Source organism: Bacillus ectoiniformans (assembly GCF_016908875.1).
GTDB lineage: Bacteria > Bacillota > Bacilli > Bacillales > Domibacillaceae > Bacillus_BX > Bacillus_BX ectoiniformans.
Window position 1 is genome coordinate 117397 of record NZ_JAFBES010000006.1, and the last position, 25229, is coordinate 142625.

General features: G+C 41.0%; 21 protein-coding genes. 5 read left to right on the forward strand and 16 right to left on the reverse strand.

Annotation, left to right across the window (positions count from 1 at the left end):
- Positions 1–17: 17 nt before the first annotated feature.
- The 6 genes from paaC to JOC78_RS10285 form a co-directional block, all read right to left on the reverse strand.
- Entirely contained in the window at positions 18–830 is an 813-nt protein-coding gene (gene paaC / locus JOC78_RS10260; RefSeq protein WP_204555099.1) for a 1,2-phenylacetyl-CoA epoxidase subunit PaaC, read from the reverse strand.
- A complete protein-coding gene (gene paaB / locus JOC78_RS10265) occupies positions 827–1180 on the reverse strand; it encodes a 1,2-phenylacetyl-CoA epoxidase subunit PaaB (RefSeq protein ID WP_204555113.1) in 354 nt (117 codons plus the stop codon). Before paaB ends, paaC begins: the two co-directional genes overlap by 4 nt.
- Before the next feature lie 18 nt (positions 1181–1198).
- Positions 1199–2155: a 1,2-phenylacetyl-CoA epoxidase subunit PaaA gene (gene paaA / locus JOC78_RS10270; protein ID WP_204555130.1), complete on the reverse strand. Its 957-nt coding sequence runs from the start codon at positions 2153–2155 to the stop codon at positions 1199–1201.
- 123 nt (positions 2156–2278) lie between these two features.
- Positions 2279–2518, reverse strand: a complete 240-nt coding sequence (locus tag JOC78_RS10275) for a ferredoxin (RefSeq protein ID WP_204555133.1) — start codon at positions 2516–2518, stop codon at positions 2279–2281.
- 30 nt (positions 2519–2548) lie between these two features.
- Complete coding sequence (locus JOC78_RS10280) at positions 2549–3577, reverse strand: NAD(P)/FAD-dependent oxidoreductase (protein WP_204555136.1); 1029 nt, start codon at positions 3575–3577, stop codon at positions 2549–2551.
- A gap of 20 nt (positions 3578–3597) precedes the next feature.
- Positions 3598–4926 (reverse strand): phenylacetate--CoA ligase family protein, encoded by a 1329-nt coding sequence (locus tag JOC78_RS10285; protein WP_204555138.1) that lies wholly within the window; start codon positions 4924–4926, stop codon positions 3598–3600.
- A gap of 341 nt (positions 4927–5267) precedes the next feature.
- On the opposite strand from JOC78_RS10285, the gene JOC78_RS10290 reads away from it, so the two are divergent.
- The 3 genes from JOC78_RS10290 to JOC78_RS10300 are packed head-to-tail and all read left to right on the forward strand — an operon-like array spanning position 5268 to position 7624.
- On the forward strand, positions 5268–5615 hold the full coding sequence (locus JOC78_RS10290; RefSeq protein ID WP_204555141.1) for a DUF485 domain-containing protein: 348 nt from the start codon (positions 5268–5270) through the stop codon (positions 5613–5615).
- Positions 5612–7162 (forward strand): solute symporter family protein, encoded by a 1551-nt coding sequence (locus JOC78_RS10295; protein ID WP_204555144.1) that lies wholly within the window; start codon positions 5612–5614, stop codon positions 7160–7162. The genes JOC78_RS10290 and JOC78_RS10295 overlap by 4 nt, the downstream gene beginning before the upstream one ends.
- 15 nt (positions 7163–7177) lie before the next feature.
- The gene (locus tag JOC78_RS10300) at positions 7178–7624 is read left to right on the forward strand and encodes a PaaI family thioesterase (protein WP_204555147.1); all 447 of its coding nucleotides are present in this window, start codon (positions 7178–7180) and stop codon (positions 7622–7624) included.
- 517 nt (positions 7625–8141) lie between these two features.
- On the opposite strand, the gene JOC78_RS10305 is transcribed toward JOC78_RS10300, so the two are convergent.
- From JOC78_RS10305 to JOC78_RS10350, 10 genes are all read right to left on the reverse strand, one after another.
- Positions 8142–9938 carry an IucA/IucC family protein gene (locus JOC78_RS10305; RefSeq protein ID WP_239587108.1) on the reverse strand — a complete coding sequence of 599 codons (1797 nt, stop codon included), beginning with the start codon at positions 9936–9938 and terminating at the stop codon, positions 8142–8144.
- Positions 9901–11268: a SidA/IucD/PvdA family monooxygenase gene (locus tag JOC78_RS10310; RefSeq protein WP_204555153.1), complete on the reverse strand. Its 1368-nt coding sequence runs from the start codon at positions 11266–11268 to the stop codon at positions 9901–9903. Before JOC78_RS10310 ends, JOC78_RS10305 begins: the two co-directional genes overlap by 38 nt.
- Positions 11238–11786 (reverse strand): GNAT family N-acetyltransferase, encoded by a 549-nt coding sequence (locus JOC78_RS10315; protein WP_338023197.1) that lies wholly within the window; start codon positions 11784–11786, stop codon positions 11238–11240. Before JOC78_RS10315 ends, JOC78_RS10310 begins: the two co-directional genes overlap by 31 nt.
- 37 nt (positions 11787–11823) lie before the next feature.
- Positions 11824–13626 (reverse strand): IucA/IucC family protein, encoded by a 1803-nt coding sequence (locus tag JOC78_RS10320; protein WP_204555159.1) that lies wholly within the window; start codon positions 13624–13626, stop codon positions 11824–11826.
- Positions 13623–15107, reverse strand: coding sequence for a pyridoxal phosphate-dependent decarboxylase family protein (locus JOC78_RS10325; RefSeq protein WP_204555161.1), 1485 nt, complete (start codon positions 15105–15107; stop codon positions 13623–13625). The genes JOC78_RS10320 and JOC78_RS10325 overlap by 4 nt, the downstream gene beginning before the upstream one ends.
- On the reverse strand, positions 15108–16475 hold the full coding sequence (locus tag JOC78_RS10330) for an aspartate aminotransferase family protein (RefSeq protein ID WP_204555163.1): 1368 nt from the start codon (positions 16473–16475) through the stop codon (positions 15108–15110).
- Positions 16476–17206: 731 nt separating this feature from the next.
- Positions 17207–18004: a formate dehydrogenase accessory sulfurtransferase FdhD gene (fdhD, locus tag JOC78_RS10335; protein WP_275582026.1), complete on the reverse strand. Its 798-nt coding sequence runs from the start codon at positions 18002–18004 to the stop codon at positions 17207–17209.
- Positions 18005–18079: 75 nt separating this feature from the next.
- On the reverse strand, positions 18080–18778 hold the full coding sequence (locus JOC78_RS10340; protein WP_204555167.1) for a helical membrane plugin domain-containing protein: 699 nt from the start codon (positions 18776–18778) through the stop codon (positions 18080–18082).
- Complete coding sequence (fdhF, locus tag JOC78_RS10345) at positions 18771–21773, reverse strand: formate dehydrogenase subunit alpha (RefSeq protein WP_239587111.1); 3003 nt, start codon at positions 21771–21773, stop codon at positions 18771–18773. The genes JOC78_RS10340 and fdhF overlap by 8 nt, the downstream gene beginning before the upstream one ends.
- A gap of 160 nt (positions 21774–21933) precedes the next feature.
- On the reverse strand, positions 21934–22860 hold the full coding sequence (locus tag JOC78_RS10350; protein WP_204555485.1) for an NAD(P)/FAD-dependent oxidoreductase: 927 nt from the start codon (positions 22858–22860) through the stop codon (positions 21934–21936).
- 212 nt (positions 22861–23072) lie between these two features.
- On the opposite strand from JOC78_RS10350, the gene JOC78_RS10355 reads away from it, so the two are divergent.
- Entirely contained in the window at positions 23073–23705 is a 633-nt protein-coding gene (locus JOC78_RS10355) for an NUDIX hydrolase (protein WP_204555172.1), read from the forward strand.
- A 364-nt stretch (positions 23706–24069) separates the two neighbouring features.
- Positions 24070–25179 carry a glutamate 5-kinase gene (gene proB, locus JOC78_RS10360; protein ID WP_204555174.1) on the forward strand — a complete coding sequence of 370 codons (1110 nt, stop codon included), beginning with the start codon at positions 24070–24072 and terminating at the stop codon, positions 25177–25179.
- The last annotated feature ends 50 nt before the right edge of the window (positions 25180–25229 follow it).

Consider the following 25229-nt stretch of genomic DNA (forward strand, 5'->3'; position numbering starts at 1 on the left):
CCTCTCTGTAAGGGGATTTACCAGCTTGCAGCAAGATCTGTCCGATAGACTTCAGAAAGGGTAGAAATCGCTTCTGATAGTGCTTTCGTATGAGTTCCATTCCGGCCGTTTAATTCCGGATCTGTTGGCACTGTCAACTTTGAAAGCTGTACAGATTCAAGCACGGCACCTATTTGTTCAGTCCATCTATCGGCAAGAACACGTTCTTCTTCGATTAATGCAAACTCTGCGAATTTTTCTTTCTCTGTACCGTAAGAGAAAACATCGCCAAAGTCATTCATTGTCTGTTCGATAGCTGCGAGCATTTTTACTTTGGCTTCTTCAGTTGAGCTTAATAGCTGTACAAACCAAGTCTTCCAGTGCAGCAGGTGATAATGTAATTCCATGCTCACTTTAATGGACGCGTCCGCTAAAGGTTGATAGGAACTATTTTTTAATGAATCTATTTTTATTTTTTTTGCTTGGGTATAGAAATAGTTTCTAACAACCGCATAAGCCCAATCATATTGAGGAGTATCCAGGTAATAGCCCTCTCCGTTCGTACGTTCTACTAATATAGTGTTTTTTCTTTCATTTGACGGCCGCAAATGAGCAAGGTCATCCGCTTTTCCCGCGCCGATCTCTTCTAACAGTTCATAAAACATAGTCGCATGACCCATGCTGTCTTGGCATATTGAGGATGAGGCAACGTCTTCTTCAATATGCGGCGCAAGACCAAGCCATTCAGAACCGCGATACGAGTATAAGAAATCGTCATCTGCGAGTTGGAATAAAAGATTAGTAACAGCCTCCATGTATTGAGGTGTATAGTTCGTTAAGTTTTCACTCATTTTTCTTTGCCTCCTCCTGCCCATGACAGTATTTCTTTTTCATCTAACATTTGCTGCTCGTAGTGGCGCCACTTTTTCTTTAAATATCCGTAGCCTTTAGTAGTACGGTAATCTTTGTTATCAAGACGACTTAAAATCTTTTTCTCTTCTTGATCCAAGCCGCGAACATGCAGCCGATTTACGACCCAAATATCCGCAACGGGTTCTCTGCGCATAAAGTTTTCCTGTGCCATAACCAGCGCCATATCCTCATTTGGCGCCAAAAGACTAAATTGATGCTGAAAAGCGGAAGTTGGCGTACGTTTACTAAAAACTTCAAACTCCTGGTAAAATGTTTTTTCCTGATCCATGATTCTTCCTCCCTTTCTCTATTCAGCTTTCGTGCTGAGCGCCTCACGCACCCATGCATTGTTTTGATAGGATGTTCTGCGCAGATTCAACCGTTCCTGTGAACGAGGACCCTTATTCTTTATGATTTGCTTAAAGTCATCCCAGTTTGGCTGACGGTAGATCCATAACTTTTGACTTTCATCAAAGTGGATGGTCGGATCTGGAATCGTTAACCCTAACGATAAGATTCGGGGAATGTATTTTGTAAAGTAATGCTGTCTCAACTCTTCATTCGTACTTAAACGAATCTTATATTTGATAGTGACATCCTGCTTGCTTGATCCGGTTGTAGCGCTGCTTGGAGGGCCGAAGAACATAAGCAGTGCCGGCCACCAGCGATTTAAAGCGTCCTGAACCATTTGTTTTTGTTCATCTGTTCCTTCTGCAAGCGCCATAATAATTGCTTCACCATGCTGTGCATGAAATACCTCTTCTGCACAGATTCTCTGCAGTGCTCTGGCATACGGTCCGTAGGATGCTGCTAACATATTTGTTTGTGTAATGATTGCTGCTCCATCCACAAGCCATCCAATAAGCCCTGCATCTGCCCACGTTTTTGTTTCCATGTGGAAAACGTTATGAAACTTTAAATCTCCATTAAAAAGATCTGTCATTAGATCGCCGCGATTTTTTCCATAAGGTTTTAAAAGATCTTCTGCTACTCGCAGAAGCAATTGACCGTGGCCCATTTCATCTTGTACTTTTGCCATGATGCCTAATTTACGATGAAGAGAAGGCGCTTTCGGGACCCATTCTTTCTCTGGAAAAGCTCCCATTATTTCGCTTATGCCATGCATGGAAATGAGTTTAATTAGCGCTGTGCGGTATTCTTCAGGCATCCAGTCATCCGCTTCAATTTTATCTCCTGCCTCTATCCGCTGAATAAATTGATCCATCAACTCTTGTTCAGTTGCTTCGTATGCAAGATTAGTCATTACGAACCTCCTAAATTACATTTTTATTTTATAACGTTATATTAACGTTATTATATTTTATTGTTATATATAAAGCAATAAAAAAACAGAATTGTTATTTTATATTATGAGATTAGAGTTTGATTAAACAGCAGTCAGATTGGACGGCTCCGTCATAACTTTAATCGATTCAGTCGGACAGCCGTCCTGAGCATCTTCTAAATCGTCCTGCAATTCTTCAGGAACCTCCGCTGTTCCTTGATTATCATCCAAAAGGACATACGCAATACCTTCATCGTTATAATCAAATATTTCTGGAGCCGATGCTCCGCATGCCCCGCAAGCAATGCAGGTTTCTTGATCAACAATCGTATACTTAGCCATACTTATATCCTCCTTCTTTTTATTTAATTTCTATTTTAGCGCAGGCTCTTTTTCTTTCTTATCAGCCATAACAGTGGTGCTATGAAGCGGCTGTACTTTTGATGATGGATCAATATATACTTTGGCATTACTGATCGCTGTTGGAGCTTCCCCAAATCCACTGGCGATTAATTTTACTTTTCCATCGTACGTGCAGATATCTCCCGCAGCGTATATACCTTCAATATTAGTTTCCATTCTAGAGTTTACGACAATTGAATTTTTCTCAATATCTAGTCCCCAGTTTTTAACAGGGCCAAGAGATGAAACAAATCCATAATTAACAACTACAGCATCAACAGGAAGCACTATCTTTTCTCCACTCTTTACATGTTCAAGCGATACATGCTCAATCTGGCTGTCTCCCAACAATTCCGTTGGCACAAAAGGAGTTAAAATTTCAATAGATGAATGGATCATCTTCTCTACACTATGCTCGTGCGCACGGAATTTATCCCGTCTGTGAACAATCGTTACCTTTTTAGCGATTGGCTCCATCATTAAAGCCCAATCTACAGCTGAATCTCCTCCACCAAATACGACAACTTGTTTGTCTTTAAAAGAGTTTAAGTCATCAATAAAGTAATGAAGGTTTGAGCCTTGGAACTTATCTTCTGAATCCAGCTGTAAATTCCTCGGCTGGAATGCACCATTCCCAGCCGTAATTATAATAGTTCGAGAAAGATGCTGTTCTGTATCAGTTGTCAGTTTAAAAATTCCATCTGACTGTTTTTCAATAGTTTGAACTGACTGTTCTAAACAAACGTCAATAGGAAACGCTTCCATTTGACGTTTTAAATTGTCTACCAATTCCTGGGCTCTAACCTTTGGAAATCCCGCCACATCATAAATATATTTCTCTGGATAAAGCGCAGATAATTGTCCGCCCAGTTGTGGCAGACTTTCAATAATTTTTACTGACATCTGCCGCATGCCGCCATAAAAAGCGGTAAACAACCCGACTGGGCCTCCCCCAATAACCGTTACATCAAACATTTTCTCTTCTGTTTGGCCGTTCATGTTCTCACTCCTGTCAATTTCTAGGCAATCACTGTTGCAACATTTCTTTTGTCCACAATTCTAATCGCTTTTCCTTCTGAACGAGGAATAGATTTTGGAACATTAAACACAATATCCATCGTAACCAAGCAAGTACATTTCATATGATGCTGGATGAGTTTATTTAATTTTTGCAGGTTGGGATGATTTAAATCATGATCAATTTCTTCATATACACTAGGTTCAATTTCAACGTGAAGCTCTACGCTATCCATGGTGCCTTTTTTTATCAGGTGAATTTGATAGTGTGGAACAAGTCCCTCTACTTGAAGCAACACCCTTTCAATTTCAGAAGGGAAAACATTGACACCTCGAACGATGATCATATCATCTGTACGCCCTTTCACTCTAGACATCCTTATACTTGTTCGTCCGCATTTACATTTATCCCGGGTGATAGAAGCAATATCACCTGTGCGATATCTAATGATTGGAAGCGCTTCCTTAGTTAGACTCGTAAACACCAATTCACCATCTTGTCCGTCTTCCACAGGTTGGAGTGTTTCTGGATCAATAACTTCAACTAAAAAATGATCCTCTGCAATATGCAGACCATCCTGTGCTTCATAGCATTCAATAGAAACGCCAGGCCCCATGATTTCACTTAATCCGTAAATATCCACCGCTTTTAATTTTAATTTCTTCTCAAGAGTCGCACGCATTTCTTCTGACCAGGGTTCAGCTCCGAATATTCCATATTCCAGGCCATTACTAGCCGGGTCTATGCCCATCTCTTCCATTTTTTCAGCAATATTCAAAATATATGAGGGTGTTCCGCATATACCCCGAGGCTTAAAATCATTGATTATGGTAATTTGTCTCTCAGTATTTCCTCCTGAAATTGGAACAGTCGCCACTCCAAGCTCTTCCGCCCCGGAATGCAGGCCAAGTCCTCCAGTAAATAAACCATATCCATAAGCGTTATGAAAAATGTCTGATTTTTTGCCTCCAGCTGCGACAATAGCTCGTGCAACTATCGTTGACCAGTTTTTTAGATCATTCTTTGTATATCCAACAATTGTAGGCTTTCCGCTCGTTCCTGATGATCCATGAATTCGAGCCACTTCCTCCATTGGAACAGCAAACAATCCAAAAGGGTATTGTTCTCTTAAATTTTGTTTCTTTGTAAACGGCAACTTAGTAATGTCCTCTAAATTCTGGACATCTTCAGGTTTTACCCCCAGTTCATCAAATTTCTCTTTATAAAAAGAAACATTTTCGTAGACATTTTTTACAGTTTGCTTTAGTCGAGATAGTTGTAAGCTTTCTACTTCTGCTCGTGTAGCTGTTTCAATTTCCGGATTGTACATGGATAAAGCCCCCTCTTTAAATTAAACAAGCATCCTAAATTTAATATAACAATTATCAAACGATTAAAATTAATATCGTAATATGATTTTAGATTAATACGATCTATTTTCCTTGTCAATATAAAATTCTGAAAATTTTATAAATAGTGTTATTATTTTAAGTACTTTTTTCTATTTGTAACCGTTTTCTTTCTATCTTATGTCATTTTTTAATCCTTTTTACTTTAAAATAAAGCGTTTACACTACTTGGATATTATGATAATTTATTTAAAGTGGAGTATATCAAAAAAAATACTTCCGTAGAAATTTCGTTTTACATTTTAATTAAAGGGGGATATGTATGGAACAACAGGCACTGTCGAAGGTCGAACTAAAACCAGCAGAAGTACCTTACCAACAATTAGTTCAGACAAAAGAGTTTCAAACAGTAGTGAAGCAGAAAAGGGCGTTTATATTGCCAGTCACAATTTTTTTCTTGTCCTTTTACTTTTTGTTGCCCATTCTGGCAGCGTACACGGATCTGCTAAAAGGAGAAGCATTTTTCGGTCTTACTTGGGCTTGGGTCTATGCGTTAATGCAGTTTGTGGTCGTATGGGTCGGAGGAATTGTCTACATCAAAAAGTCAGAAAAGTATGACATTTTAGCAAGTAAAGTGTTAGAAACCTATAGAAAGGAGCTTGGTCAATGAGCGTACTTTCTCTTACTCTGTTTTTAACCATTATTGCTATGACGCTAATCATCACTTATTTATCATCGAAGAGAACGAAAAATGCCAGTGACTTTTATACGGCAGGCGGAGGTTTAACTGCCTGGCAAAATGGTTTAGCTGTTGCAGGTGACTTTATGTCGGCAGCATCTTTTTTAGGAATTACAGGTGCCATTGCTTTAATTGGGTTTGATGGTTTCTATATGAGTATTGGAAATTTAGTAGCTTTTTTAGTTCTGCTTTACTTAGTTTCCGAACCTCTTCGAAATCTTGGAAAATATACACTGGCAGATATGATCACTGCCCGCTTTAAATCTAAAAAGGTTCGCGGAGTTGCTGCTGCCAACACGTTAGTAATCTCAATATTTTACATGATTGCGCAGCTTGTAGGAGCTGGCGGATTAATTAAACTTCTTTTAGGCATCGATTATGCCCTTTCTGTTGTTATTGTGGGTATACTGATGACTATTTATGTAATATTCGGCGGAATGACAGCGACAAGCTGGGTGCAAATTACCAAAGCCGTTTTACTGCTTGGCGGATCTGCGGTACTTACCTTTATCGTCTTCTCTAAGTTCAATTTCAATATTTCTCAAATGTTCCAGCAGGTACAATCAGCCACGCCTCTTGGGGACAAATTTTTAAATCCGGGTAATAAATACACTGACGGATTGGATATGATTTCTTTCAATATGTCACTAGTTTTAGGCGCGGCAGGGTTACCTCACTTGCTTGTCAGATTTTTTACAGTTAAAGACGCTGCTACGGCAAGAAAATCTGTCGTTTATTCTACCTGGTTTATTGGCGCCTTTTTCATCATGACAATCTTTTTAGGATTTGGTGCTGCTTCTTTCGTAGGATTTGATCGAATCATTGAAGCTAACTCAGCGGGTAACATGGCTGCTCCATTGCTTGCATTAACTGTCGGAGGCGAATTCTTATTTGCATTCGTTTCAGCTATTGCATTTGCTACAATTTTAGCCGTGGTATCTGGACTTGTGTTAACATCCGCTTCTGCATTTGCACATGACATTTATGGAGAAATTATCAAAAACGGCAATGTGACAGAAAAGCAGCAGGTACTTGTCGCACGTATCGCTTCTGTAAGCGTTGCCATAATTTCTATCATCCTAGCGATTTTTGCCCAATCATTAAATGTCGCATTCCTATCTGTACTTGCTCTAGGCATCGCTGCAAGCGCAAATTTACCGGTAATCCTTTGCACAATCTATTGGAAGCGCTTTACTGCGGCTGGAGCAATAACTGGCATGCTGTTCGGCTTGATCAGTTCAGTAGTCTTAGTATTATTAAGTCCAAACGTTTGGAATCCGACTCCAGGCATGGGGATCTTTACAGGCGAAGCACTGTTCGGAATGATGAACCCTACGATATTCACGGTACCTCTTGGCTTCTTAGGTGCTTACTTAGGTACTGTTTTATCAAAACAAAAAGCCGACGAAAAAAGCTATGCCGAAGTTTTATTTAAATCGAATACTGGATTCGGAATAAGTTCAGCAAAAGATCACTAATACTAGGAGGCTCTAATGCTTACTCATTTAAACGATGAAGCGGTGCATGAAATGTATCACAGCGACATTAAAGAATCTTTAGAACAATCGCCTTATGCTAAACATCTTGGTATGAGCCTGACTGAACTTGGACCAGGTACAGCATCAGCTGTTCTAACCCCTGCCAAGCATATGCTTAACTCTCATGGAACAGTTCATGGGGCCGTCATTTTTTCTCTAGCAGACTATGCTTTTGAAGCAGCCAGCAATTCATACGGGAAAATAGCAGTCGGCATTACTACAAATGTTAGTTTTATGTCCTCTGGAAAACTTGGTCAAACATTAAAAGCTACCGCGGCTGAAGAAAAGAAAAATCACCGTCTTGCTTGGTATAAAATTAATGTTTACAGCGACAATGAACTGATCGCTACCATGGAAGCCATGGTGTATAGAAAGAAAGAATACTTTATTGATGTAAAATAATTTAATATTTATATGAGGCAATGGTTTAAGAACCATTGCCTTTTCTATTTTTTTAAACGGCAGCATTAAGCTGAATTGTTCTTAAAGTGAATTACTTTAATTTTAGCAGTTTTAAAATGAGAAAAAAGAGATAGAAGTGAAATTTTATAGAATAAACTATCGCAGAACCCCCATACAGCTGTGATCTTCAATAGTATTTTGTGCATTTCCTAGTCTTAGGCATAAAATATCTTTAATGCTCCACATTCAGGCGATCCCACTTGCTGGTATAATCCCGCGCTCTAAAACTGTAAAAAATGTCAGTTTAATAAGCCCTTTTTCTCTCTCGCTTCTTAAAGCATCTGCATGTTGCTACTACGTAAGAAACCTCAAACTTCCACATTTTGATTATGCTAATATACCACTAAAAAAAGCCAGGATCATTCCATATATTCGGAATAATCCTGGCCTCCTATTTAGTATAAGAAAACAAAATATCAGCAGAATTTTAGGACATTCTGTTAATCGGTGCCTTTATTCATAAATTAGGAACATGAATAGGCTTATAAAGGGCATTCGTCACTGTGCCGAATTCACTGGCATGCGGGCGGTCATCGTCATCCCCATACCCGTAATCAAACATCCGGTTTCGGTTGAGCGTTAATTTTGTAATCGACGGTTTTAATAAATCAAATGTGTTAAACCGCTCTTCTAATTGCGGGAACCTTTTTTGGTAGGCTAGAATCTCTTCACGCACAATCTCCCAGAACCGGTCTTCTGGCAGCTGTTCCTTCTCTTCTAAAATATTGCTTAAATAACGGAAGTGGCAAATAAATAATCCCGTTAATATAAATTGCGTCAAACCTTCCGGCGCTTCACTTCTCAGCACTGCTTTTAATTCGTCAGATAAAGCAGTCAGTTCAGGCAGCGGCTGATCACTGATATTCACATCATCGACAAAGTCTTTCATGATTAACCGTTCCGGCTGATCGTCTTTTAATACCAGCACAGCGTTTTGGCCATGCGGCGAGAAGACGGTACCGTATTGATAAAGAAAATGAAGCAACGGCGGCAATATTGCCTTTGTGAGTTTCTCCATCCACTGTTCTGCCGTTACGCCTGACTTTTTAATCAATTCCGATACGAAAGGCGTTTCTTCATGATCCACATGAAGCAGCGCAGCTAATGTAATCGCCCGTTCATCCGTGTTTAATTCCTTATAAATACTTTCTCGCCACACAACGCCAAGCGTTTCTAAATATTGATAAGGAGCACCTTTTAATTTCTGAAAGGCCGGATGATCGACATTCATGGTAGCATTTTCGCCTAAGAGCCCAATTCGGCATTCATCTTTAAGAAATGAATCATTGGCCGCAATATTTTTAATAAATCGTGTAATGTCCGGAGCAATCACTGTTCTTTCACTTGGAAGCCCGCGGTACACCAGCGTATTTAAGATGCTCATAGGCAATTTCACATGAAATTTTTCTTTATTCGAGCGGTTCACAAAAGTTCGGACGGATTGCTGCGGCAAATAGTGATCCTTCCCTTTGCCTAGCGGAATCAGCTTTTGTTTAGCTATTTCTGTCGCAAATAATGTGACAATCATTTCTTTCCACTGCCATTCATGAATCGGCATGAAATAATACTGTTCAGGATCGACACCTGATTCTCTCAGCTTATTGATAAATAGTTCTTTCGTTTCCGCTTCCAGTTCTTGACCCAGTACCGCTTCATAATTCAATCCTTCGATAGAATGGAAAGTGGCAACCTCTTTATGAACCGCAATCCAGGATAATTGAATCTCTTGCTGCTGCTCAGGAGCATACTGCAGGTAATCATCATAACTGAATCCAATTCTTCCTTTATTATAGGTAATCCACGGATGGCCCGTCATTTCTCCTTCTAACTCTGCATAGTCCAGTTTAATCAAATCTTCCGAACGCTTGGATGCCTCGTCGATGTGTGTATCTGCCACCATCGTATGTAAATATTCTTTAATTAAATGGCCGGCCGTTGTACCTGTCATCTTCCCTTCCATTTGAATGCTTAACAGCATAGAAATAGAATGAGGCAAATTTGCTTCGTCATTTAAAACTTCTAAGCTCTCAGGGATCACATAATAACTATCAAACATCCGTGCTTTCGCTTGGAAACGATAAATGGTGCCGCTGTTGTTTTTCCACTCATAGAAGCTTACGCCCTCTTGTTCTTCTATTAATACAGGCTGGATAATGTCCTCATACATAAATTCCTGAAGCATTTTCACCGTTAGACTTTGATCCGCTTTGTTCCAATTAGATTCTTGCAAGCTCTTTAGAGATAAACTTTCCATGATCCGCTTCATCCTTTCTCGTGTCGTTGTTTATGCCAAATGTTTGGAATACTTGATTGTCGTATGTTTTATACACTTCTTTGCCGGCTATTTGATTAATAATGGTTGCATTTCTGAAGGCGCCAAGCCCTAAGTCAGGCGCACCTACGCCATGCGTATGAAGTTCCCCATTCTGTATGAATACATGATTCTCGCTCGCTGTCGTTAGCCTGACTCGGTAATCTTCTTCTATGACGAGCTGACCATTGTCATCGCGTTCCAGTAAAGTATTAAGACCCTCAATACAGTCTGGCTCAAAGGATTCATACCCAGTGGCAAGAATGACTGCGCCGGTCTCAGTTTGAACTGCTTTTTCCTCTTCCACCTGGTATAGAGATAAAGAGTAGCCGTCTGTTTGTTTTTCGATGCTTGTTACTTCTGTCAGCGCTTGTAATTGAACATTTGCAGACCTTCCGCAAGCGGTTCGTTCATATAATAAATCATAGATATCTGCGATTGTTCCGGCACTGATTCCTTTATATAACAAGGCTTGATTCTTTAACACTTGCTGCTTCTTATGAGCATCTAACCCGTAAAAATACTTCGTGTAGTCCGGAGAAAAATGTTCAAGGCCTAGCTTCGAATATTCCATTGGGTAAAAGCCTTTTGAGCGTGTGTACCACGCTAGCTGATACTCATAATCCGGTTGCTTTTGCAATAAGTCATAGAAAATTTCAGCCGCGCTTTGGCCAGAGCCCACTACTGTGATCGATTTTTCATTAAGGACCGATTCACTTTTTTGCTTGTACTGCGAGGAGTGAAATACTTTTTCTTCTAGTGATGCTCGCAAGCTCTTAGGTACAGAAGGTCTTGTGCCTGTTCCCATCACTACATGGCGAGCTTGATGCATCTTTCGTTCATTTTCTTCGTGATTGAATACAGTGACCTGATAAACTCCGTCCTCACCTAATTCAATATTCTCCACTTCACAGCCAAACCTGAGTTCTTCAAGCTTACTTGCTGTCCACTGACAATAATGATTGTATTCGGATCGCGGAATCTGAAATTTTTCAAAAAAGTAAAATTGATACAGCCGCTGTTGTTCATGTAAATAATTCAGGAAACTATATGGGCTGGTCGGATCGGCCATGGTGACCACATCCGCCATAAACGGAACCTGCAGTGTCGTGCCTTCTAAAAGCATGCCTGGATGCCATTCAAATGTCGGTTTTTTCTCGAAAAATAGCGAACGGCAGTCCGTTTTCTCAAGGAGTGCTGCCATTCCCAAATTAAACGGTCCAATACCCACGCCTATTACATCTAAAATTGGTTGTTTTGCCAATCTGTCCACCTGCTTTCAAACGTCTTTCGTTCACATATCATTAACAAGCCTGTTTTATCCGGCAATGTCACTTCTTTTACAGCTTTAAATCCGCACTTTTTAAACACGTGGATCATTTTTTCATTTCCGCAATCAGGCTCAGCGACGATTCTGTCTGTTTCTTTCACCTGAAATTGTTTAAAAAGCATCGTCAGCAATAAAGGATAGATGTAGCCTTTTCCTAAATAATTGTCGGGACCAATCAATAAATGAATGCCTTGATCATGTTCCCCGTAGTCATAGTAACGACCGATGATATCATCCTTCACCCAATACGATTCCCAATAGCTCATCGGCACACCGTCAATCTCGCCGATCCAAAGGGTCTGGTGATTATCTTTCAAAAATTTCTGAAGATGCAGCCTGTACATCTCGATTGAAATATTCAACTGCCAAAATGGAATGACATGTTCTTTATGCATCCAAGAGTGGAGCGTGTTCACGTCTTTTTCGAAGGAAACAGGCCGAAAAGAAATGGTCTTGTTTATAATTGGATCTGCATATTCATATCGATTAACCTCTGTTTTACACTTCAACGCTTTCACCCACATTCACTAGGAGAGGATTTTTCACCTTCACATACACTGATTGCTCAGCTAGACTCCCAACGAGTTCATCCATATCTTTCACCCTTGTCAGCAGGTTTGCTTTGCAAGGCAGCTGACTGTCGTAAAGCAGCGAATCCAAAAGGTTCGTATGGTCGCCTAATTGAGTTTGCAGCTGTAAGAGCTCTTCTCTCATCATCTGTAATAATGGCTCTTCATCAGCAAGGAAGTTGACCCCAAAGGTATTGACGAGACCGAATAAATGATTGAATATCACATAATAACGGAAACGCTCTTCTGCGATCTCATCGGAACAGACCGTATCACTTTTGTCATTTAAATCAGGCACCATCTGTTTTAGCGTTTCCGCTTTAGAGGCCATGAAATAATAACCTTGGTTATCCCTGTAATAAAACGTTTCTGGATAGCCTTGTTCATTTAACTGAACAACAGAATTTTGCTGGTGAGCTTCTAAGGCAATACCGTACACATTATATAAGTGATATAAAGGACGCAAAGAAATAGTTAAGTACTTTTTAAACCACTTTTCACTGGCCTCTGAGATAGATATGCTCTCTTTCTGTGCAATGAACCCGATAATATTCGCTAAGTGAGAAGCTTCCCCTGTGATATGATCCTGGCATAAAGCGGCAAGCAGCGTTGTTCTTTCCGCTTTTTTTCCTTGGAAAGGATTTTCGCGTATGACGACTTCAAACCCAGACTCTTCTCCTTCAAGCTTCAAATTTATATAGGCAGGATCCTCGATAATCTTAAATTCCGGACAGTCAGCCGACATCTGTTCAGCTATACCGCTTTGCAAAAGCCGTGTCACTTCCACCCCGCGGTCCAGCTCTTTCCGTTTATTAATGCGGAGAGAGTTCGTAATCTTGACTGGAATCGAGAATTTAAACATAAATGGACTCTCTGGGTGGTACACCGTCCGTACAGATGAAGTTGGATAGTAGACCCGGCCCACTGGACCTAAATAAGCTAATTTCCCTAACTGGATCAGCTGGCACACATCTTCTCTGCCTAAAAGCTTCCGTGCTTGAAGCGGGTGCACCGGGATTAACGAACGGCTGTCATCTTGACAATACGATTCTTTAAATGAATTAGAGACAGAAGGATCGTTCAGTAATTCATTTTTAACCAATTTAGACGCCGACACATTAAGGGCGGAATCTTCATCGACTAATTCATTACTTGCTTGAAAATAATGCAGACTGAAGGAGCCTTTTTGTTCAGGAGCAAACATATACTCTTCATCTTCATCAATTCCCTGACGGCTTTTAGGTGTTGGATGAACTTGATGTCCAATTAACAGCGACTGTTCGGATTGAAGAAACGTTTTTTCTGTTTGATAGCACTCTTCTAAACTGTTGCTTCGATTGGCGATGATCGATTTCATATTTTGAAAGCTTAAAACCGTTCTTAACAATAATTCATCCATGCCAATGATTTGCCTTGGATCTTCAGATAAATCTTTCTGAATCAGGGTAACCATTGTCATAAAATCAAGCGGCAGCCACTCCCCGCCTGCAATTTGATAAAGCATGTCTTCTGTAAATAAATGGCGGTCAGTAACAGATTGATAACGAACCGGTACATATACCGTAGTGGATTGCTTTGGAAAAGAAAGTATCAATACTTGTTTAATGCATTTATCAGGTATGGATACAGATACTTCATCAACAGACTTCCACTCGCCTTTTCCCGTTTCTTTCACATAACAATTCATTAAGTTTTGCAGCGTCAAATGATTGGCGATCGCAGAAATATTCATTGTCCTTCCCTCTCTATCTCTTTTCCTTTTTCTTTGATTTGATTTAAATGAACCTTCATCGCTTCCAGATGATTTAAAGGGTTTAACATCGTGAATTTCATATAGGCGCGCCCCTTATATTTCGTCTTCGCTGCGATTAACGTTCCTTCCTGATAAAGCCTTTGCTGAATCTGCTGGTTGATTCGGCTGATATCGGCCTCACATTCTAGGCTTCTAGGCAGATAGCGAAAGACAATCGCGTTTAACTGCGGGTGATTTAACAGTTCAAAGTCCGGGTCGTCCTGAATCATTTGAGCCGTATCTTGAGCTAATTGAATCGTAGAATCCACCATGCGCCCAAATGTGTCTGTTCCCATCAGCTTTAAAGTCATGAATAATTTCAATGCATCAAACCGTTTCGTCGTCTGAACCGATTTTTCTACTAAATTGATCACGTCCGGCTCTTCTTCTTCAGGGTTCAAGTAATCGGCATAGTAAGCGATCTGCTTAAAGTTCTCTCTGTCTTTTACGAAGAATGCTCCGCAGCTGACCGTTTGGTAATAGAGTTTATGAAAATCGATCGTAATCGAATCTGCTTGATCAATCGAGTCAATCAATGAACGGTATTGATGAGACAAGAGCAGCGCCCCTCCATAGGCAGCGTCTACGTGGAACCATAATTCTTCCGCTTCTGACAGTTCTCCGATCTCTTTTAAGCTGTCGATGCTTCCGAAGTCCGTCGTGCCGGCTGTCGCGACCACCATAAAAGGAATCAGACCTTCACTTTTCAGCGCGCATATTTTCTTCTTGGCATCCTTTACGCAAAGTTCATGCCGATCATTCATTTCAACTTGAACGACTGTATTCATGCCTAATCCGAGCTGAGCCGCTGACTGCTGAACCGTAAAATGAGCCGCTTCCGAACAGAGAATCCGAAGTTTTTTAGCTTCACTAGGCAGTCCTTCCGTCTGTACATTGACTTGAAAACGGGTTTGACAGACTTTATTACGGGCTAAAAGCATGCCCATATAATTCGACTGGGTGCCTCCACTCGTAAACACCCCCTCCCCTGTGTCTGTATAGCCTATTAAGTCAGAAAAAAGCTCAATCATTCGCTTTTCTACATAGGTTGCCGCGGGGCTTTGATCCCAGGAATCCATGGATTGATTCAATGCATTGATCATGACTTCTGCAGCCATTGAAGGGATAAGCGGCGGGCAATGCAGATGAGCCATGGCAGCAGGGTGAGAAACCCATAAAGAATTTCTCACGATCCGCTCTTGCACTTCTTCAAATACCGTGTTGGCATCAGTTGCTTCCTTTGGTATTTGGATGATTTCATTAATCCCTTTTTCTAACTGCTCTCTCGTCCATCCTGAATATGGCTTTTGCAATGCTTTTGCTTCCTCATTTATTAACTGGATGGACTTTGTCATTAGCTCTTGAAACTTGCTTTCATTATTATTCGAATGGAGAAACCATTCAGAAAATTCTTTTGTCATCTATTTTTCTCCTCTTACACCAAATTTCACTTCTGCCTCTATTATAGCTTCGTTCAACCGGTCCAAGACTTCATCCACTTGTTCCTGCGTCATAATTAACGGCGGCAAGAGACGAATAACTGAGCCAAAACGGCCACCTACTTCCAGGATTAATCCCCGTGAGAAACATTGCGCTTGAATTTCTGACGCTAGTTCTGCATAAGCTGGGTAGCTGCCTAATGAATTCGGCTGTTTAGCAGGATTAATCACTTCTACTCCGATCATTAAACCCCGGCCTCTGACATCTCCAATTGAAGAACAGTGACCCTTTAATTCCGTCAGCTTCTCCATGAAATATTGTCCAAGTTCAGCTGCATGATCTGCCAAGTTGTGTTCTTTCACATATTTTAATGTCGCTGTTCCTGCGGCCATCGCCATTTGATTGCCTCTAAAGGTGCCGATATGTGCGCCCGGTTCCCATTGATCCAGTTTTTCGTTGTAAAGAACAACTGACAGCGGCAGGCTTCCTCCAACAGCTTTTGAAAGAACTAACACATCCGGTTCAATTTCTGCGTGTTCAAACGCAAACATTTTCCCTGTACGCCCGATACCCGTCTGAACTTCATCAATGATCAAAGGAATGTCTCTTTCTCTTGTAATCCGGCGAATCTCTTTCAGCCACTGGGTTGGGGCTGGAACCGAACCACCTTCGCCTTGTACGACTTCCACGATGACAGCGGCTGGATCGACAATTCCGCTTTCCGGATCATCTAACAGATTTTCAATATAGGTGCTGCTGATGCGATGGCCGTCTTTTCCAACACCAAATGGGCAGCGATATTCATATGGATACGGCATGAAATGAGCATCAGGCACTAGCGCATGAATATTCTTTTTCGGAGCCTTTGTTCCGCTGATGCTTAATGTGCCATGGGTCGATCCGTGATAGCCTCCTTGGAAAGACAAAACAGCGCGGTTGCCTGTCGCCGTTTTTACTAGCTTTAATGCGGCTTCAATTGCATCTCCGCCCGTTGGCCCGCAAAATTGGACTTTCGCTTTTTCAGCAAAAGCTTTCGGCAGCGAAGAAAATAATTCATCTACGAAAGCTTCTTTCACTGGTGTCGTGATATCAAGTGTATGCAGGGGAATATAAGAATCCAGCACCTCTGTAATCGCTTGGCGGACAACTGGGTGATTGTGACCTAAAGCAAGCGTGCCTGCTCCAGCTAAGCAATCTATGTATTCTTTGCCGTCCATATCCGTTATGTAAATTCCTTCTGCTCTTTGAATAGCAAGCGGCAGCCTTCTTGGATACGATCTGGCATTTGATTCTCTTTTCATTTGAGTATTTAATAGTGATTCATTCTTGGATTGAATAGTTGCTTGCATGTCTATCACTCCTATATTTTAATTGATAATGATTTTCATTACTATTTACAAGTTCTACGTTAAATGAAAATGATTATCAAAGTCAACTATCTTTCCAAAATCATGAAAAACGTCCCGTGAAATTTATTGGAAAGACTGAAAATTCTTATGATTAATCCATACTAATTTCCCATGATTAAGCAAAAAGACAGTGGTGCTTTGAAAATACAATAAAAGACTGGAACATAAATAAATGTTCCAGCCTTTTATTTGATTTCTATACCATAACAAGCAAGTTAACGATAAGAAAAAAAAGAAATATTATTCCTGAAAGTATTAGTATAAACAATAACGCTTTACCTTTTTTATCATTAAAACGTTTTACATAACTTACTGAGAAAACTATTAATACAGCTAAAAATATAGTCAAAAAGAAAAAAAGCATTGTAATAGAATAATTAGAAATTATCCCTAAATTATAAGAAAACTCAGAAATTAGAGTAAATAAAAATACTATGGTGCCTAAAGACAAGACATAAAAATGAGTGTTTTGATTAATATTCATAGACATCCCCACTTTTTGAAAATGATTTTTATAAAGCAATGCTAGAATTAGCAGGCATCAATCCATTATTATCTGACATAAAACCCCTTTATATTTTTAGGTTTTGGTCATAAGTTCTATAATCTTTTCTTTAACCGGTTTTTTCACAGTTTCAGCCTAAGAAACGCTTTTTTCACTTTTCCACTTCTCAATCGATAACGATACGCTCCGGAAACGTATAAACATTCATATTTCCCTTGCGAATAAAACCAACGGTCGTGATTTCAAGTTCCTCTGCCAGTGTCAGTGCTCTTTCTGTCGGAGCGGATTTTGAAAGAACGATCTCACAGCCGATCTTTGCCACTTTAAGCAGGATTTCTGAAGATAATCGACCGCTGAAAACAATTACTTTGTCACGGACAGAAATATTATGCATTAAGCAGTACCCATATATTTTATCTAGTGCGTTATGCCGTCCAATGTCCATTCGGCTAAGTACGATTCCATTTACATCACATAAAGCCGCATTATGTACACCGCCTGTTTGTTTAAATGTATCTGCCCCATTCTGCATTTCATTCATCAAGCGGGTGCAGTCTTCAGGAGACAACCTTACATTACGCTCTGTCATTCGTTTAGCTGACATCGCGTCACTTGCAAAAACGAAGCCCTGCCTGCTGCCGCCGCAGCAAGAAGTAAGGTAGCGTTTGTTTTGCAGACCCTTATATAAAGGGTTAATGTGAGAAGATTCAATATGTACAAACCCCTGCTTCCCATCTACACGCATGTGCTGAATATCCCTATATGTTCGAATGATCCCTTCAGAGGCAAGATATCCTACAGCCATATCCTCTATGTATTGGGGCGTGCATACCATCGTCACGAATTCTTCACCATTTAACTTAATCGTAATCGCTTGCTCTGTAGCGACTTTATCTGTGCACCATTCTGGCTTTCCGTTCTTTATTCGAAGGATTTTTCGGCTATGTATGATTGGGCGTTCCATCGTCATTCTCCTTTACTGAACATCAAAAGAAGAACTCAAGCTTCAGTATGTAAAAGCTTGAGTCATCATCAATCATTAAGTAATTTTTTTCTTTAAAGCAATCGACAGCAGAGATAAGCCAGCTGCCGCAACAAACCAGCCCTTACCAGTCTTCTTGTTTTCTTTCTGATTTTCGTTATTTTCTTTAGTAGGAATACTTGTCGACTCGTGGCCAACCGTCCTTTCAGCGGAACCGTCTTCAAGCTGCTCGTTTTTCTCATGTTCATGCTCTTCAGGGGTTTTCGTTGTCCGCTCCAATGGTTCTTGGTTCTCCCCTACACCTTTTAAGAAGGCGATTCCAACAGCCATGGCTCGTTTCACATCAGGATCATTCAAGGATTTGAGAAGATGCAAGTAACCGCTCTTCTCGTCTTTTTCAGATAGTTCAGCTACTCTGGCAATCCCGGTATTCACTTTTAATATAATCGGCTCTAGCTGCTGGACATTCAATGTACCAAGCGTTCCTAACATTAACAACAAATTTTTCAGCGTGTTTGCTGTTTCAGGGGTATCAGCTGTTTTCACAAGAATATCTAACACCTTATCTCCCTGTGATAACAGGGCAGTTCCCATTTGCAGGATGCCGCGGTCTTGTAAATGGTGCAGAATTTTAAAGGCTTCCTGTATCGCCTCTTTATTTGAGAGCAGCATCGTTTCAATCGATTCAAGTTCACTTTTTCTGAGCTCTTCTTCGCTTGGCTGAATCCGATGAATGACTTTCGTTGCTTTAGCCACGGTTTCTCGACTCCTTCTTGATCTTCACCAAATCACCAGGGAAGATATAATCTGGACGCTTCCACTTTTCATGAACCTGCACGCCAATCTGCGGCTGTGGATTTCCGTTCCGGTGATTGATTCTTGGCAATGGACTCTTACCCTTTGGACGAAGAATCTCAAGTTTGGCTTTCGTTTCTTTATACGCAGGGGTGTCCGTATCTTTATCTGCATAACTGCTTGTTAAGTAATTAATGGCGCTTTCACCTGAATCATTCATCGGAAGGTAGACTTCTTTTCCACGAACCCGGTCGGTGATCAGACACTCTACTTTAATTTGTCCATAAGGAGAAATTAACCGTACGAGCGTGCCGTCTTCTAATCCTCTTTCCTTAGCAAGTGCCGGTGATACCTCTAAAAAGGTATTTGGTGTTTTAGAGGTAATCCCTTTCGATTTATACGTCATATTGCCTTCGTGAAAATGCTCCAGCAAGCGGCCGTTATTCACATGAATATCATATTCCTCATCATATTCGAGCGGCTTTGTCCATTCGACTGGGAAAAGGCGTGCTTTACCATCAGGGAATGGAAAAGCTTCTAAGAATAATAAAGGTGAATCTGTTCCGTCTGGTGCCACCGGCCATTGGAGACTCTTATATCCTTCTAGGCGTTCATATGTCACACCCGCATATAAAGGTGATAAAGAAGCGGCTTCTTCCATGATTTCCCTTGGATGATTGAAGTTCCAGCCAGCGCCTAATCGATTGGCGATTTCCTGAATGATCCACCAGTCTGGTTTAGAGTCCCCGAGAGGATTAAGGACTTGATAAAGCCTTTGAATTCGGCGCTCGGTATTCGTAAACGTCCCCTCTTTTTCAAGACTTGGACAGGCTGGAAGCACGACATCGGCAAACTCTGCTGTTTTAGATAGAAAGAGGTCTTGAACCACAAAAAATTCAAGCTTTTCAAATGCTTCATGAACATAATTAAGATTGGAGTCAATCATCCCCATGTCTTCACCTTTTAAATACATCATCCTTAGATTGCCGTCATGAATAGCCGCGATCATTTCATGATTATTTAATCCTGGTTCAGCTGGAATCGTGGTGCCCCATTTTTTTTCATACTTCGCTCGCACATCAGGATCTGCCACTTTTTCATAACCAGGAAAACGGTCTGGCATGCTGCCGAAATCACTCGCTCCTTGAACATTATTATGCCCTCGAAGCGGATAGCTCCCTGCACCTGGCTTTCCGTAATTTCCTGTAATCAATAACAAATTTGAAATAGCCGTACTCGTGTCGCTCCCCCCTAAATGCTGGGTTACTCCCATTGCCCAAAGGACCGAAACTGTATTAACTTTTGCGATTTGTTCAGCCATGTAAATTAGCGTTTCCTTCTCAATACCAGTCACATCGGCAGCAAAATCCATCGTGTACTTTTCAAGGCTAACGACATACTCCTGCAGCCCATTTACGCGGTTTTTTAGAAATGATTGATCTGCCCAGCCTTGATCGACAATGTATTTCGTTATAGCAGATAGCCATACCAGGTCTGTGCCCGATTTTGGCTGAATGAAAAGATCTGCACGTTCCGCCATTTCATGTTTTCTAAGATCGGCAACTATCAGCTTTTGCCCTTTTAGCTTGTGCGACCGCTTCACACGTGTCGCGAGGACTGGATGAGATTCAGCTGTATTTGAGCCAACGATAAGGACAAGCTCTGCTTTTTCAATATCTGTAATTGAACCTGAATCTCCACCATGTCCCACTGTCCGAAACAGTCCCATGGTTGCAGGAGTTTGACAATAGCGGGAGCAATTATCAATGTTATTGGTTCCAATGACAGAACGCGCCAGCTTCTGCATGACATATGATTCCTCATTAGTACACTTGGAAGAACTGATAAACGCCATAGAATCCGGACCATATTGGTTTTTAGCTTCAGTAAATTTTGACGCGATTAGCTGAAGTGCTTCTTCCCATTCCGCTTCACGAAAAGCATCTCCATCACGAATCAGCGGTTTAGTGATACGCTCTTCACTATTGACGAAATCCCAGCCGAATTTTCCTTTCACACATGTAGAAATTCCATTAGCAGGCGCTTCGATCTGCGGTTCCACTTTCAGGATTTTGCGGTCTTTCGTCCACACGTCAAAGCTGCACCCAACGCCGCAATACGTACAAACCGTCTTCGTTTTCTTAATTCTCTCATCTCGCATCGCTGATTCCATGTCAGAGATGGCGAGAATGGAACCATAGCCTGTTTCGACACCCTTCGTAATTTCAATCATAGGCCGAAGCGTCTTTTTATTGATGCCTGTCAAGAAGCCCGCTTCGCCTTCCATTCCCTTTTCCATCATGGCATTGCAGGGACACACTGTAGAACAGTGTCCACAGGAGACACAAGAGGATTCATTGATTTTAGAGTTTTTATCCCAAATAACGCGAGGCTTTTTTAACGACCAGTCTATGCTCAGTGTTTCCGTCACTTGAACATCCTGACAAGCTTCGACACAGCGTCCACAAAGAATGCATTGATCAGGATCATAGCGATAAAACGGGTTTGAATCATCCACTTCATAGGGTTTTTCTTCAAATGGCATGCTTTGATGGTTAATTTTCATTTCTTTCACTGTATTATGTACTTCACACGTCCCATTATTGTAATCACAAACCGTACAGTACAGCTCGTGATTTTTTAAGATCCGGTCCATCCCGATAATTTGAGCTTCCTTCACATCTTTATGAACGGTATCAACCACGTCGCCTTCTTTCAATTTCGTTGAACAAGATCGGACAAACTCACCATTTACCATGACAATACATGTATCACAAGTTTCAATAGGACCTAAACTCGGATGATAACAGACTTGCGGAACTTCAATGGAATGGTTCGAAAGCGCTTGTAAAACAGTTTGGGACTCATTGGCACTGACATAATTCCCGTTAATGTTGATTTGTATTCTATCTGCCACGGCCAGCTCTCCTTTTGGTTGAAAAATACAAGTATACATAAACAATCTATTCTGACTAACTACCCTAATAATTAAACAAAAAACGACGGATTCCTCTATCCATTCTTTTTCTATGTATTAAATCTGCCAGCCTATAATAGTAGCCTTTCAGCCACTTGTGCGAGTTAGCGGCAAACTTTCACTATTTGAAAACTGACATTTACTCTCGCTTTTTTTCACTGGCCCAATCTTCTTTAATCAGTTCATTGTTGATGACCACTGCAATTTCATACCCTTGGCTTGCCGCTCCAACTAAGCCTGTAAATTTATTCTTCGCATCGCCAATAATTGACAGCCCTTCGATCGCAGTCTCACCATGTCCCGATGTCTCATAAGCTCCAGTATCTTTCAGCGCAACTCCCAATTTCTCAGGGATTCTTGAAGATTGATGAGCGCCAGTATCCATGATAAACAAGCCTTTTCTTTCAATTGATTCACCGTTTTTCAACCAGATTTTCTTCAGAAGTCCATCTGTACACTCTAGTCGCGCAATCTCCGTTTCAACTACTTCAATTCCTCGCTCCAGCAATTCAATATGTTCTTCTGAGGAAAGCAGCGAGGGGCCGTTGGTAAGTACAACGAGGGCCTTGCTCCAATGGTATATTTCCTGGACATAATCAAATAGATTCTCCCCGTTCCCTAATATGGCTAAAGGCTGATTTTGCCTTTCCCACCCGTCGCAATAAGGGCAATGAAAAACAGATGCGCCATAGGCTTCATGTAAGCCCGGTATATCAGGCAAGCTGTCTATCATTCCTGTTGCAAAGATCAGCTTTCTGCTGGTAACGACTAAGCCTTGTTTAGTGGTTGTGACAAATAATCCCTCATCTTTCTTTGAATGAATAACTAAATCGTTATATATTTGAATATTTTTATATTGAGTAAGCTCTTCTCTCGCAGCTTTACGAAACTCCTCTGGTTTCTTTCCATCCATTGTTAAAAACCCGTGGGATTTTTTTGTGAGTTTATTTCTTGGATTCTCATCATCAATCATGACTACATTTCTGCGCGACCTTCCTAGAACAAGAGCGGCACTTGATCCGCCTGGCCCTCCCCCGACGATCACTACATCGACCACTTGATCCATTGTCAATTTACATCATCTCCTCTATTTGTAATTATCAATCTTGTGCAAACCAATAGACTTAGCTGAAAAGTCCTCCTTCCGACTTCTTACTCATTTACCACTAATTCTCCTTGTTAATCTCAAAATAATAAACAAACAGTCCTCTCACTTTCTTCTTTATTGTGCCCTGCACTATAATTAAATATAAAGAATATACTTTCAGGAGGGCTTATATGAAAATCGGGCAATTTTTGAACAAATTCAGCGGGCGGACGCCCAGAATATTAGGCAGTGAAAATTTCGCCAAGTTTTCCGTTCTTCTGCCCTTAATAGAAATCAACGGGGAACTTCATGTATTATTTGAAGTTAGATCCTTTCATATGAGAAGACAGCCAGGTGAAATTTGTTTTCCTGGCGGCAAGTTTGATCCGGATGATAAGGACGAGCTGCATACAGCGATCAGGGAAACGGCTGAGGAATTGGGTATTCAGCCGAACGATGTGAAAAATATTATTCCTTTAGATTTTATGCTTTCTCCTTTTGGCACGATTATTTACCCTTTTACCGGAATCATATCCTCCAAGAAAGAATTACAGCTGAATCCCGATGAGGTAGCAGAAATTTTCACCGTTCCTTTGGATTATTTGCTGGCAGCCAAACCCGAAATACACCAAATCAATTTTAAAGTGGAACCAGATGAAGGTTTTCCATTTGATTTGATCATTGGCGGACAAGACTATAATTGGCAAACGCGAAAAATGGATGAGTATTTTTATTTTTACGAAGATAAAATCATTTGGGGGCTGACGGCCAAAATTTTAAAACATTTCCTCGAATTGCTGAAAGAACATCAATCGGAAAAATAAATGGACGATGGAATATTTGCTTCATGAGCAGAAGTTACTTTTTCCTACTTGACAAACTTCCATTTTCATAGATAATTGTGAATAATTATAAATAATTTAATTATTCAGGGATTAGTAAATTCGTGAAACGTGTCAGAGAGGGAATTCATCGGCTGGAAGATTCCTCACGGAAAACCATTGAACCTGCCCTGTACATATAGCCTATGCCAACATAGGCCGTCCCCCTCGTTACGGGTGTAAAGCGGGCGCTATTTTAGAGAATAGACGCCAAAAAAGGTGGTACCGCGGAAAGCATGACTCTCCGTCCTTTTACAGGGCGCAGAGTTATGCTTTTTTTTGATTTTAATTAAAGGGATGATCTTTCGTGAAAAAAAATCGTATCGTAGTAAAAATCGGCAGCAGTTCGCTGACGGATGAACAAGGAAATATTGTTGAAGAAAAAGTTCTAGATCATGTTCAAGCCATCGCTAAAGCGAAAGCCGCCGGCCATGAAGTCATTGTTGTATCTTCTGGCGCCGTGTCTGCAGGGTTCAGGTCACTTGGCTACCCGTCGAGACCGAAAATAATGGCAGCGAAACAAGCCGCAGCCGCCGTAGGACAAAGTCTGCTTATCCAAAAATATTTATCCCTTTTTGCCCCATTCGGCCATGTCGCCGCTCAAATGCTCTTGACGAAAGAAGATTTTTTCAGCCGCAGCCGCTTTCATAATTTCCATACAGCTATGTGTGAACTGCTGCGCGCTGGAGCGATCCCGATTATTAATGAAAATGACTCTATCTCCATTGAAGAACTGACATATGGAGATAATGATATGCTGTCCGCATTAGTCAGCGGATTTTTACAAGCGGATGCTTTAATGATCCTTACAGATATAGATGGCTTATATGACAGCAATCCTAAAACGAATCCATCAGCTAAACGCTTTAATTTCATACCAGAAGTGACCGAAAAAATGATTTCTTATGCCGGCGACAGCGGCACATCTATTGGTACGGGCGGAATGAAATCCAAACTCTTAGCTGCAGAAAAAGCGTTATCTCTTGGCGTCCCTGTCTTTGTCGGCATGGGCAGCGGGGAAAATAAACTGCTAGACATCTTAGAAGGTAAAGGAAGCGGAACGTATATCGGTGCTCCCTTCCAATCAAGAATGCAAATGAAAAAGCAATGGCTGGCCCACCACGCCAAGTCCGCTGGCAAAATTGTCGTTGACCGAGGGGCAGAACAAGCCCTTCTGTCAGGCGGAAAAAGTCTGCTTCCTGCGGGGGTAACCGAGATCGATGGCTTGTTCAATGCGATGGAAGTTGTCGAAGTGACCAACTTAGATGGAGAAATTCTAGGCAAAGGGCAAGTCTATTATTCATCTCTTGATCTGACTAAAGTGAAGGGGCTTCCGAGTGCTGAAGCCAAGGCGTATTCGTTTAACGAGCGGAGCGAAGTGATTCACCGCGATCATTGGGTGACACTAAAGAGCTGAACAAGGTCTAAATGGAATCAAATATAAAATGAAATAATTAGGAGTGGGAG